The organism is Rhizobium sp. Nf11,1 (assembly GCF_050587665.1).
GTDB lineage: Bacteria > Pseudomonadota > Alphaproteobacteria > Rhizobiales > Rhizobiaceae > Rhizobium.
This window is the reverse complement of record NZ_JBOBHU010000029.1, coordinates 19065-31179: the sequence shown is the minus strand read 5'-3', so window position 1 is coordinate 31179 and position 12115 is coordinate 19065. Positions and strand designations below refer to the sequence as shown.

At 57.3% G+C, this 12115-nt stretch carries 11 protein-coding genes; all 11 read left to right on the top strand.

Annotated features, from left to right (window positions below; all coding sequences use genetic code 11):
• Window positions 1-15: 15 nt before the first annotated feature.
• The 11 genes from ACQ7C1_RS28615 (at window position 16) to ACQ7C1_RS28565 (ending at window position 12113) form a co-directional block, all read left to right on the top strand.
• A complete protein-coding gene (locus tag ACQ7C1_RS28615) occupies window positions 16-291 on the top strand; it encodes a hypothetical protein (protein ID WP_430960714.1) in 276 nt (91 codons plus the stop codon).
• Window positions 292-362: 71 nt separating this feature from the next.
• Window positions 363-2183, top strand: a complete 1821-nt coding sequence (locus ACQ7C1_RS28610) for a hypothetical protein (protein WP_430960713.1) — start codon at window positions 363-365, stop codon at window positions 2181-2183.
• A gap of 14 nt (window positions 2184-2197) precedes the next feature.
• The gene (locus ACQ7C1_RS28605; RefSeq protein ID WP_430960712.1) at window positions 2198-3070 is read left to right on the top strand and encodes a hypothetical protein; all 873 of its coding nucleotides are present in this window, start codon (window positions 2198-2200) and stop codon (window positions 3068-3070) included.
• Window positions 3071-3085: 15 nt separating this feature from the next.
• Complete coding sequence (locus ACQ7C1_RS28600) at window positions 3086-4219, top strand: DUF4043 family protein (protein WP_430960711.1); 1134 nt, start codon at window positions 3086-3088, stop codon at window positions 4217-4219.
• 29 nt (window positions 4220-4248) lie between these two features.
• On the top strand, window positions 4249-4542 hold the full coding sequence (locus ACQ7C1_RS28595) for a hypothetical protein (protein WP_430960710.1): 294 nt from the start codon (window positions 4249-4251) through the stop codon (window positions 4540-4542).
• A 50-nt stretch (window positions 4543-4592) separates the two neighbouring features.
• Window positions 4593-5228 carry a hypothetical protein gene (locus ACQ7C1_RS28590; RefSeq protein ID WP_430960709.1) on the top strand — a complete coding sequence of 212 codons (636 nt, stop codon included), beginning with the start codon at window positions 4593-4595 and terminating at the stop codon, window positions 5226-5228.
• Window positions 5228-7048 carry a hypothetical protein gene (locus tag ACQ7C1_RS28585; RefSeq protein WP_430960708.1) on the top strand — a complete coding sequence of 607 codons (1821 nt, stop codon included), beginning with the start codon at window positions 5228-5230 and terminating at the stop codon, window positions 7046-7048. The genes ACQ7C1_RS28590 and ACQ7C1_RS28585 overlap by 1 nt, the downstream gene beginning before the upstream one ends.
• Before the next feature lie 4 nt (window positions 7049-7052).
• Window positions 7053-7949, top strand: a complete 897-nt coding sequence (locus ACQ7C1_RS28580) for a hypothetical protein (RefSeq protein WP_430960707.1) — start codon at window positions 7053-7055, stop codon at window positions 7947-7949.
• 63 nt (window positions 7950-8012) lie between these two features.
• A complete protein-coding gene (locus tag ACQ7C1_RS28575; RefSeq protein ID WP_430960706.1) occupies window positions 8013-8867 on the top strand; it encodes a hypothetical protein in 855 nt (284 codons plus the stop codon).
• Window positions 8867-10129: a hypothetical protein gene (locus ACQ7C1_RS28570; RefSeq protein ID WP_430960705.1), complete on the top strand. Its 1263-nt coding sequence runs from the start codon at window positions 8867-8869 to the stop codon at window positions 10127-10129. The genes ACQ7C1_RS28575 and ACQ7C1_RS28570 overlap by 1 nt, the downstream gene beginning before the upstream one ends.
• Window positions 10119-12113: a hypothetical protein gene (locus ACQ7C1_RS28565; protein WP_430960704.1), complete on the top strand. Its 1995-nt coding sequence runs from the start codon at window positions 10119-10121 to the stop codon at window positions 12111-12113. The genes ACQ7C1_RS28570 and ACQ7C1_RS28565 overlap by 11 nt, the downstream gene beginning before the upstream one ends.
• Window positions 12114-12115 lie beyond the last annotated feature (2 nt).

The following is a 12115-nucleotide window of genomic DNA, read 5'->3' as shown; positions in this document are numbered from 1 at the left end:
GAAAGTAAATCACACATGACCAAGCAAACGAAACGCGTTGAGGTCCAGAAGGCCCTTAACGGTGAGGCCGCTCCGGTGAAGGAAGACGAAGACGAGAAGCCCGGCTGGGCACGTCCCGTCACCGCTGAGGAGCTTAAGATCGCGGAGACCGATGAGGATTACCGCAAGGCGCTCAATGACGAAGGCGGTTTGACGCTCGTGCCGATGAAGAAGGCGAAGGACAATCACACCGTCGAGCAGATCTCCGACAAGGTGTATCCGCACAACATGGTCATCGCTAAGCACCTGTAAACGACCTGGACTGGAAATCGGCCACAAACGAGGCGACGCGCTTTCAATACGCCAGAGAGCTGGCGGAGAGCATGATCGCCTCGCGTATTTTTGGCAGCTACTTTGACGAAGCGGCCGAAGCGCACGATTTCTACGATTCCAACCAGTGGACAGACGAAGAGCGTGCGGAATTGGAAGAGCGCGGGCTCATTCCGTACGTGTCGAACCAGATTGCCTCCCGCATCAACAACGTGACCGGCTCCGAGATCGTCACCCGTACACGTCTCAAGTTTACGCCTCGTACGTCCGACGAGAACGCTGTCCAAGCAGCCGATGCCATGACAAAGCTCGTCATGTGGCTGCAAGAGGCCAACAGCAGCAGCTTTAAATGGTCGCAGCTCCTGCTCAAGACCCGTATCAGTGGCTTGGCCTATCACCATCTCCTGCCGATTCAGGACACCATCCGGGAGGAAATCTATTCCGGCCTCGACGGTTTCTTCGACTACATGGACCGGACCATCAATTTCACCAACAGTCGCGGCATGGGGCTGTGGAAGTGGATGAGCCGGGAAGAGCTGCGGCTTAAGTGGCCGGAGAAAGCCGAATCCATCGACAGCGCCTGCGGCGGGTTTTCCAGCGATGCACTGCTGCCGCCGAGCAATGTCTTCAGCCGTCGCCTTACGCTTGGAAACACGGGATATTTCGATAACGACAACGATCTCCTGCTGGTCGTCTACTTCTACTATCGCATCCCGAAGAAGTTCTACAGTTACCTCTCTAAGAAGGGGCAGTCGGTGAACACCTTCTACAAGGCTGAGGCGGAGAAGAACGCCAAGTCCAAGAAGGATATTGCCGAGAACATGGGCTATCAGGTCCGGCAATGCATCTTCTCTGGAAACATCCTCTTCGATGAGGGTGAATACCCGTATCAGCTGGACTATTACCAAGGCCTCCTGCCGATCACGGCACTTTGCATCAACCGCGAAGACAACACCGGGAAGCCGTATGGGCTCGTTCGGTCGGCAAAAGATGACCAGAAGCTCTTCAACAAGAAGCAGGCAAAGATCAACTGGCACCTCGATGCCCGTCAGATCGTCGCAGATAGCGATGCCATCGATGACATTGAAAACCTAGCTGAGGAAGCGGCCCGTCCTGACGGGATCATCCTGAAGCGTCCGGGCAAAGAGCTAAGGATCGAGAAGAACCTCGATGAGATTCAGGTGCACGCCGCGTCCCTCGAAGGCCATATCCGCTCGATCGAGCGCAACATGGGAATCTTTGACGAAGCTACAGGGGCTGAAACGAACGCCACTTCCGGCCGTGCCATTCAACTGCGGAAATCAGGCTCCCAAACGACGCAGGCGATGACCCTAGACCTTCTTCGTCAGGCCAAGCGGGATGCTGGCCGCAAGATGGCTCTCATGGCGCAGATGAAGTTCACCGACCGCATGATGTTCAGCATCGTCGGTAAAGATGGGCAAGTCGAGGTTCAGCAGATCAATGAGCCGGTCCTTGGGCCAGATGACAAGCCGGAGGAAGATCCCGATGGCAATATCATCCGTAAGCCGGACATCACGACATTCCAATTCAGCGTAAACCTCGAAGAAGCGCCCGACACTGCGACGCTCGATCAGGACGCCAAGCAGCGCCTGGCTGATTTGATCGTGGCAGGAGCCAATCCGGCCAACTTCACTCCCGGTATGCTCAAGACCCTCGGCATCCCCGAAGAGAACGACCTCTACCAAGAGGCGGCTCAGAATTTCCAACAGAAGCTTCAACAAGCCCAAGCCGCGCTGGCTGAGAACGAAAAGCTCAAGGCCACCCTCGCAAAGCTTCAGGGTCAACCACAGAATTCCGGGGGTAATCCTGTCCCCGTAGTGCCGACCGGGGGCGTACCCGGAAATGTCCAATGACGGGGATTAGAGTAATGACGACGACTGACGACGCACAACAGAACCAAGAGCAACAGAATGCAGTTGCCGAAACGGGTGAGGCCAATGAGGGCTGGACCAGTACCGGCTATGAGCAGGAAGGGCAGGAGGGCGAAAGCCAGACTGCTGCCGATGGTGAGGAAGGCGACAACGGTGAACAAGGTGAGCCCGCAGGCGCTGGTGAAGGTGAGGCGGAAGCCGAACCCAAGCCGCTTTCTGCTGAGGACAATCTGAAGGCAGAGGTCAAAAAATACCGCGACCGTTTCTCCGCCACGAAAGGAGAGGCAGAAGCTCTCCGGAAGCTGGCGCGAAAGATGGAAGACGAGGGGCTGCTTGACCGGAAGGAGATCGCTGAGGAGCTGGAGATTGATCCGGCTTATCTAGATGCCGTTCTGGACAAGAAGGAGTTGCCCGAGCCCGGAGACATCGCACACGTCAACGTGCTGCATGAGCGATTCAAGGAAGATTATGCGAACCCGGTTATCCAGAAGGCGCTTGAACGTGCTTATGGTGACCAGAAGGCTCGCGAGGAGATCCTGAAGGCATTCGACTACGCTGTAGCGAATGATGAGGATCTGCGTAATCGGTACATGAACACGCAGCCCGACGACGTGCTGTATTTCGCGATGGACGAGGGGAAAGCCGCCCTGGACGAGTTCCGTGCGGTCGAAGCCATCGGCAGCAGCCCGCGCAAGATGCTGGCTCGTATCCGCGAGCTGGAATCTGAAAACGAGACCCTTCGCAACCGGCCGGCCGCCAACGTCAATACTCAAGAGCAAGAACCCGCATCACGAGAAGTGCGGGAAGAACAACCAATCCTCGATCCGCTGAAGGAGCGCGAACAGCGCCTCCGCGCATTGAGGAACTAACGAAAGTAATTAGTTATGGCCACTGCTGCCATTCCTACAACCAGCTCTCTCGCCCGGAAAACGTGGGGCGATACGGCACTTCGAGCTAGTCTCGAAAAACACATCCTCTTTGCCTTCATGCGTGACGGCAAGGCGGGTACAAACATGCGCTCTCCGATCATCGTGGAAGACTTTGACGTTGGCGCTGGCGATACCAAGTCCTATCCGTTCTTGGCTCTGAAGGCGAGCAACCCGATAACCGGTGATGCCCGCGTACAAGGCACTGGTACGACCAACACCTATGCCAGCGATGAGATCAAGGTTGATCGTATCCGCGAGGAAATGATCGAGCCGAACGTCACAATGACGGAACAGCGCACGAAGGTTGATATCGAGGGCGATATCTCCGAAGCACTGGGTGAACTGGCGTCACGAGCCAGCGCCATCGCGATCGTGAAGGCACTCACCGACACTTCTGTGGGCCGCACCGCCAACCGCTATACGTATGGGTCTCTGGCATCGAACTATAATGCCACCCACGCTACCGCTCTCGCGAACGTGGATGCCACGGATGACAAGGTCAGTTTGGACATGATCCGGCGCGTGATGACGAAGGTGAAGACGAAGAGCAGCGGTGTCGGGTTCATGCAACCGGCCGAAGTCGTCACCAGCGATGGTAAGACGCGCAAGTCTTACATCGGGTTCTTCCACCCGAATGCGCTGATCGACCTGAAGGAAAGCGCCGACTACAAGAACAACGTGAACTTCGGTCAGAACGACCTCTGGAACGTGATTGACGGCTACGAGTACATCGGGATGTACGAAGGTCTGCGTATCTATGAGTTCAACCCGATCGACGGGCAGAATGACCTTCTCCTCGTCGCCGGTGCCGGTGCTGGCGGTATCAACGTCGCCCACAACCTCATCCTCGGCGCAGGCGCTCTCGTCTATGCTCGCGGAAAGGTCAAGAAGCCGAAGGGCAACACGAAGTACAGCATGAGCCAGAACGGCTCCATGATGGTCACTACCGTTGATGACGACCACGGTGGCGATGCTGCCTGGGCTTACACCAAGGTCGAAGGCTACCGTAAGCTCGTGGACAACACTGTGTCGGGTGGCGAGGACTTCGCCGTCCACCACTGGTTCACCAGCGCTGCCAGCGGCCTGTAAGACGAACGGGGATGCTTCGGCCTCCCACAATGAAAGCTCAGAAAATGCAAGCTAACCTGCAACTCACTGACGGAACTGTCCGTCCGGTGCCGATTGATATCGCCGTTGTGGCGGTGACATCCGGTGGCGCGACGAAGACCGTGACGTTTAACAACATCAAGGCGATCAAGCTCGTGAAGCGAGTGGTCATCGTGACCAGTGCCGGTGTGCACCGCCTGCCTTCTGGTGCAGTAACGTCCGCAACTAACGTTGTGACCGTGGCTGACGGCTCCTTTGCCAACGGTGACACGATCATCGCTGAAGCAATCGGCTACAACAGCTAATCCCTCGGGGGCGGGATAAGCCCCCACAAATTTCAAGGAAAGCCTCTGATGTGGACGTCGCCACCATCATCACCAACATCAAAAGCCAGTCGCTGACCGGCAATACCGGTGCGCCGGACGATGATGCGAAGATCCTCCGCTACGTCAACAACGGCTACATCCGCATTATAAGCCGGGCGATTCAGCTCTATCCCGGCTTCTTCCGCAAGTTCATCGACGTCACCGTCACGGATGGCGTGGCGATCTGGCCATATAGCCTCCTCAAAATCCTCTCTGTCGCGGACACCGGCAACAACAACGCAAGGCTCACTGCCAAGTCACTTGATGAGATTCAGGAGACGGACTTCGGCCTCACCGCAGTCGGCAACCCGGCCTATTACGAAGAGATCATGAACGGGCTGGTGACGTATCCGCGCAACTCCACGACGCTCAATGTCGGGTGCGTGCTGATGCCGCCGCTGCTGACCGCCGACACGCAGGAAATCGACATCCAGATTCCCGTCCCCTACCACGAGTGCATCCAGTGGGTAGCCCAGAAGATGATGGCCTTCGATGAGCGGGACAAGGTGACGGGACTTGAGATCCAGTTCACCGACGCGGAGTTCGATGAGCTTATCAGCGGCTACCTCATGTTCCTTTGGAACAAGCTTCCTGCCGAAAAGCGCCGTGTAAAGGCGGCCTTGTAATGGTAGCAACCCGGCCCGGCCTGTTCGATGGAAGCCTGTTCACGCTGTTCCCGCGTGCGCTGTCGAATTCCTCGCTGAGCCCGACCGTCCTGAACGCCTCCCAATACGCCCGGAAGCTGGTCAACATTATCCCAAACAAGAAGAAAGCAGGCTCTGGCGCTCTCCGCTACGGCATGGGTAAGAAAGGCCCGGTATCCGTTGTCGAGTTGATCGACGGCTGGGAATACCGCCGCTCTGACGGCACGATCGAGACCATATCGCTGGGCAGCGACAACGCGCTTTACCGGTATGATGAGGCGCTGGACGCCTATGAAGAGGTAAAGACCGGGCTCTCGGATCTCGGCCTCGTTGGTACCACCACATTCAACGGCAAGCTGATCTTCTACAACGGCCTCGACGCCAATTTCGCCTATGACGGTACCGACTTCACAGACCTCGGCGAGTACGTGGAAGACCGATTGGCTGGAAACTACACGTGGATCTCCTCTAGCAGTTTTAGCCTCAAACCGGCAGGCGGCCGGATGGATTACCCGGATGACCGCAAGGTCAGGGTCAAATTTGCGTCCTCGGACCCGATAGAAGCGACCGTCTCCAGCTCATCTCTCGTCGCGGATACCCTGACCGTTTCGGTAACAGGCACGCCGTTTCCGTCCTCCTCGGAAGTTATCGAGATGATCGAATACTTCGATGAGCCACCGCCGTTCTCCTTCATCACCACGGCGAATGACCGCCTGTGGGCATTGAGCGAGGGTGTGTCCCGGCCGAAGGTTTATCGCGGGCCTGACCCGATGAAGATCTCTTACACGCCAATCCCCAACAATGAGAATTCATGGTTCGACCAGGGGACGGATACGAGCACGCAGGAAGTCGCGTACATCAACATCCAGAACAAGGCGAACCTGTTCGATGAGCTGCTGGCGATCGGCAACTACAACGGGGCGATGGTCTTTTATGGCCGGCTGCGGACGTACATCTGGCAGGGCTACGATCCGGGTGAAATCGGCGGGTTCATCCCGGTCAAGACGCTGGCGGTGGGATTGGTCCACCAGAAGCTCCGCCAGCCGATGCCGAACGATGAGGCGATCGTGACGCCATTCGGCCTCCGCACACTCTCGGTGCAGGCGCAGACCGATGGTATCGAAGTCACCAGCGATATCGGCAGCACGGTGGACGGCGAATTCAGCGACAAGATCCGCGCCCTTCTTGCTGACGATGAATCCTACCGTAAGGCCCGCAGCTTCTTCTACCAGCGGGACGGAATCTTTGGGTACAAGCTCGATGACACCGGCCTCATGGTCTATGTCCTGAACGACAAGGCAAAGGGTTGGACACAGTTTTCTGGCTATTTTGCGGATGCGAACAGCTTCATCCCGCTCGGCGATGACCGGCTGATTATCCAGCGGGGCGAACAAGCCTACCTTTATGCGAATGGGACGGATGCGCTCGTCGGTGAGGCGTACGCTGACGATGAGCAGCCGATTGACGCGCTGTGGTGGCTCCCGTGGCTGTCGCGAAGCGCCCGATGGGGCAACCGAGCGGTCGAGATTCTGCTCGAAGACACTGCTCCGAATATCACTATCATGCTCGACCGGATGATCGACTTCCGGGAGCAGAACGTCGTCACAAGCCAGGTGCCGGTCGTCGGTGGCGGCTCTCAATGGGACGAAGCTCTTTGGGATGAGGGCGAGTGGGATTCAGGGACCGTCAACCCGGTCGTCTCAGACAAATTCCTTGCAGACAAAGCCTTCTGCTACCGCCTGTCGTTCTCGACGACAGAGGGGCCGGTGAACCTGCTCGGGCTACGACCAATAGGAAGATAAGTAAATGCGTATGTACTTCATCACCGCTGCGCTTGTGACAGCATTTTCAATCGGAACAGCCAACGCGGCGGTATGGGAGCGCCCGGCTGGGGGCTACACCCCGACGAACCACTCGGTGAACACGACCAAGTACCAGATCGACCGCGCGAATGGCGTAGCGATCAGCTCCGCAAAAGTGGACGGCGACGTCAACAAAGCATTTGAAGGGCTGAACAGCCTCGAAGCGCGTGTCGCACCCTCTGTAGTTGGTCAATCAGGGAAGTTTTTGAGCAACAACGGCTCTTCGACCTTCTGGGGGTTCATTTCACCGAGTTCTGTCAGTTCTGGGGCTGCAACATCGGGACAGGTGCTGAAAGCCAACGGTTCGGGGTCATCTGCGTTCGGTCTTCTCGATGCGACCAGTTTTGCGAACCTCGGGGTGTCTGGCTCCTATATCGCGCCGATCCTGACCGTGAACACGGCCGGTCAGATTACCTCGATCACGTCCACCAACGTGATTTCCGGAACGACGGTTAGCGCCAGCACCGTGAGCGCGACGAATGTGTCTGCGACGAACCTTGAGGTGAGCGGCACGATTATCAGCACAAGCCTGCTCCCGGTCGCGACCGGCTATATCAGCACGACCACCACCGGATGCTCGATCCTGAAAGGCTCCGGCTTGAGCAGCTGCACGCGTATCAGCACGGGCGTTTATGGCGTGAGCTTTACGACCGCGATGGCCGACGCGCTCTATAAGGTGAATTGCAACCTCGATAACTACAAGGTGGCATCTTGGGCGGCGACTTCAGGCGGGGTTGCCCGTCCGAATACGACCACCGGGTTCTATCTCGGGGTGCTGAACGGGACCGGTACCGTGGACTATCAGGACAGCAATCGCATCATGTGCGTGGTGTACCCGTGATGCGCAAAATTGTTGCCAAGGATTCCGGCTTGGCTGATATTCAACGTAAGGAAAGTTCGATGCGTGGGGTTGTTCAGTAGTATAGCGAAGTTGTCGTTCACTCCGGCTCTTCTGGCTGATGCATTGACGCCGAAGGCGGCAAATACCCCAACTCCAGCACAGGCTCAATTTGAGCCGGTTATCAATGAAATTGCAGGTACGAAATCAGAGCGTGTTAAGCAGCCGGACGGGACGTGGGCTACAGTTATCAAAAAACTCCCTCTATCTGCCGAAGATCAGGCCTATTACGACGAGCTACAGAACCTTCGGGCAAGCTCTCTCAATTACATTAAGGATCTGACCGAGAATTATGACGTCGCTAAGATTCCAGGCCTTCAGCAATACTTGAAGGACTACGAGACCTCCGCAAATCAGGCGATTGATCGCGCCGCAGGGGTGACAGCCAATCAAGAGGAAAAGACACTCGCTCGGTATGGTCAAGCTGACAGTACAGCAGCGGCGAACGCTCGTGTTGGTCGTGCTGCCACAGTGATGGATCAACGCGCGTCCCTTGGACGTGACATGAGTGCTATCGAACAGAACGCGCGTAATGACGAAATCTCGCGTCAATCCGGTCTCTACAGTCTGGCAACGGGCGGAATCACAGGCCAGCAAAATACGCAACTCGGATCGGTAGCGGGTCTTCTATCGACCGGATTGGCCCAACAGGCGAACAGCCAAAACTATAACAATACTCTCGCCGGGATTGCCGCAGCGAACGACGCGGCCCAGAAAAAGCAGGAGCAGGCGGGGCTCAACAACATGGCCACCATCACTTCATTGCTTGCCGCCCCCGCGACAGGGGGCGCAAGCCTTGCTCTTCCCAGTCTCTTCAACGCTGCCAGTAAGAGTGGCTTTGCAAAATACGGAGCGGCATAATGGCACTCTCAACTCTCCCCCAGCTTCCGTCGCTATCTGACGCCATCAACGGGGCAAACGCGCTCGATGCGCAGGCCAATCGGTATCAAGGCATTTCCGACTCTTTCAAAGAGGGCCAGCTGACGCCGCTCACGGCGATCGCGAAAGGGCTGAGTAGCGCTGTGGCGAGCGGTAAGTCCGAAAAGGCTGCTGCCGCCCGTGATGCCGCACAAGCGAGACTGAACCAGATTCAAGAACTCCGTTCCCAGATGGAACAGCATCAGATGGAGGTCAAAGACCGTCTGCTGGCTGAACAAGAGGCGTCTGCGACGGGTGAGCAGCTTGCCCGTGCAGCCGACCAGGCCTCGGTCGGCGACGATACCGGCATTCGCAACTGGCTTGCCTCGAACCCGCAGTCTGCGAAGGTGTTGAGCCGTGAACTGGGAAGTCCTGTCGAGAGCATGACGTTCAGCAGGCTCAACGGCGTGGACGTTCTGATCCCATACGGGCGTGATGCTGAAGGCAACATGGTGACAGGCCAGCCCAAGCCCTTGGATGATGTCCTCAAGGCGTATGCACCGCAGGCTTATGCCGCCCGCTATGCCACACGGCAAGCGAACGCTCTTGCTGAACAACAAAGTCGCTTGAACGAGGCTAAGATCACGACGCAGGAAGCTCAAGCTCGCAATTACGATGCTCAGGCAGAGGCGAAAGCAAATCCGGCTCCAAAGGTAGAAAAGCCGCTACCTCAAGGGGCGCTTAAAATTCAGGATGAAGCCCTGTCTTCAATCGGTTCCTTCGCGGGCCTCAATGCGGACATCGACGGCCTCACAAAGATGATCGATGAAGGCAAGTTGGACACGAGCCTTCGCAGCCGAGCCGGAGCATCAATCCGTGAGACGCTGAACCGCAGCACTGAAGAAGACCGCAATCTTTCTACCCTCGACAGCAAGCTTGAAGGGCTCCGCAACGGCATTTTGCTGCTTGCCAAGGGCGTGCAGACAGACGGGGACGCGCTGCGAGCGTTCAATGAAATCACAAAGAACAAGAACGACACAGCACTGGTTCGCCAACGGTTGCAGGACATCAAGGTGCAGAACGAGCGCAATGCGATGCTACAGCAAGCGCGTATTGATAGTCTGAGAAACGAGTACGGAAAAGAGCCGATGGACTATAGCGCCATCAGCAAACAGCCCGCCGCAGTCGGTACGGGAAAAGCCGCAAACCCCTATGCGAACATGTCGGATGATGAACTGATGAAAGTCATCATGGGTGGACAATAGCGCGGTTTTAGAGGCAGTACGGCGAGGCCTCTTAACGCCTGAACAGGCGCGTGCCCGTTTGCAGGCCCCTAGTCAACCCGCGCAACAGGAAGACGGCAACCGCTCGCTCGGAGACAAGATTCTGGGTCGCGCCATGCAGGCTGCACAAGGTGCAACCTTTAATTTTGCCGATGAAGCGGGTGCGGCTATCGCGGCACCTGTGAACATGGCCATCAATGCCGTCCGGGGAAGGGAAGTCGGCACATTTAGCGACAATTACACCAAGGGCCGCGACGAAATCAGGAAGTTAAATGAGGAGCAATCTGCCGCAGAGCCAATCCGCTCCATAGCGTTGCAGGGGTTAGGTGGGCTGGCACAAGGCGTGGGTAGCGCTGTGAAGGCGGCTCCTACGGTACTTGGCCGTATTGCACAAGGTGTTGGTACAGGCGCGGGTTATGGCGCATTGGCGGGAGCTGGTGCAGGGGAGGGTGTGAGTGACCGCGTGGGCAAGGCGGTTGAAGGCGGTGTGGTTGGTGGCGTGACGGGTGGTGTGTTGTCTGCCGCTGGGGAAGCGGTTGGCGGCGCTGTACGGGTTGCCAAGGGCGTGAAGGCTCCCCGTCCGACAGCCGATGAACTCGGGCAGGCAGCAAGAAGCGCATACGAGGAGGCCGAAAAGAGCGGCGGTGTTTTTCGCTCGTCTGTGACAGATAAGTTCATTAATGACGCGGTGAAGGGCCTGAACCCGCAAACAGATGCAGGCAAGCTCATCGCGGGCGAAAGCGAGCTGTCCAAGATTTCAGACAGGCTGCAATTGCTCAAAGGGCGAAAACTTTCACTGGCAGAGGCGCAGGAAATAGACGAATACCTGGGCGAAATGATTGATAGCTACGTGGATGCAGGGCGTTTGACGAAGCCAGGTCGTAAGCTCCTTGATGTGCAGACGGCATTCCGTAACAGCATTGAAAACGCTCCGCCGCAGGCGATTGAAGGCGGCAAACAAGGCTCTGAAGCACTCAAGGAAGGCCGCCGCCTATGGTCGCAATCGGCCCAGCTTCGCGACATTCAGAAGATTTTGACCCGCGCGGAGCTATCGCCCCAACCTGCCAGCGCCATTAAGTCGGGGTTCCGTACAATGGTGAGCAATCCCGCTCGCCTTCGTGGCTATTCCGCGGAAGCGCAGAAGCTGATGCGGGAAGCAGCGCGAAGCGGGATTGTGGGCGACACACTCGGTACCTTCAGTACCCGGCTCCTCGGTCTTGTCGGCCTCGCAACCAACGGCCTTGGCGGTGCAGTGGCTGGTGATGTAGCTGCAAGCGGGATTCGTGGTATTGGCACGGACCTCCAGATGAACCGCGCACTTAAAGTTACGGACGCGATCACCGGGTTCAAGCCTGCGGTAGCTGGGCCTGCGTCCAATCCCGTGACTATGGGGCTTACCCGCGCCACCACGGCAGTCACGACGCCTGATGATAAGCCGAAGCGCATTGCTCCCGTCACTCCTATGCAAACCCCAAGCAATGACAACCGTGTTCCGGCGCCTTCGCGTTCACCCGTCTCCGATACACTCATCGACAAGATCGTGAATGTGGAAAGTGGCGGCCGCGCGGATGCCAAGAACCCGAACAGCAGCGCACGCGGGGCAGGGCAGTTCATCAAGAGCACATGGCTCAATCTGATGAAGGGCGAACCGGAAGCGGAAGGCAAATCCCCTCGGGAAATCCTTGCTCTGAGGGACGACAAGGACATCAGCCGCCGCATGGTCCAAAAGTATGCGGACAAGAATGCTGCGGTCCTCTCGAAGCGGGGTGTCCAACCCACCGATGCCACGATTTACCTTGCCCACGTCCTCGACGGCCCCGTTGCGGCGAAGGTTCTGAAAGCCGATCCATCAACACCAGTACGCAACTTGCTCAAGAGAGATGTGATCGCGGCGAATCCCTCAATATTTAAGGGTAAGACAGCCGGGCAGGTTCTGGCGTGGGCTGAGCGCAAAACACGGGTATAAGG

What these genes read in the sequence shown, in the direction of transcription:
- ACQ7C1_RS28615 (WP_430960714.1), top strand. Translation starts at nt 16, where the DNA reads ATGACCAAGCAAACGAAACGCGTTGAGGTCCAGAAGGCCCTTAACGGT.
- ACQ7C1_RS28610 (WP_430960713.1), top strand. Translation starts at nt 363, where the DNA reads ATGATCGCCTCGCGTATTTTTGGCAGCTACTTTGACGAAGCGGCCGAA.
- ACQ7C1_RS28605 (WP_430960712.1), top strand. Translation starts at nt 2,198, where the DNA reads ATGACGACGACTGACGACGCACAACAGAACCAAGAGCAACAGAATGCA.
- ACQ7C1_RS28600 (WP_430960711.1), top strand. Translation starts at nt 3,086, where the DNA reads ATGGCCACTGCTGCCATTCCTACAACCAGCTCTCTCGCCCGGAAAACG.
- ACQ7C1_RS28595 (WP_430960710.1), top strand. Translation starts at nt 4,249, where the DNA reads ATGAAAGCTCAGAAAATGCAAGCTAACCTGCAACTCACTGACGGAACT.
- ACQ7C1_RS28585 (WP_430960708.1), top strand. Translation starts at nt 5,228, where the DNA reads ATGGTAGCAACCCGGCCCGGCCTGTTCGATGGAAGCCTGTTCACGCTG.
- ACQ7C1_RS28580 (WP_430960707.1), top strand. Translation starts at nt 7,053, where the DNA reads ATGCGTATGTACTTCATCACCGCTGCGCTTGTGACAGCATTTTCAATC.
- ACQ7C1_RS28570 (WP_430960705.1), top strand. Translation starts at nt 8,867, where the DNA reads ATGGCACTCTCAACTCTCCCCCAGCTTCCGTCGCTATCTGACGCCATC.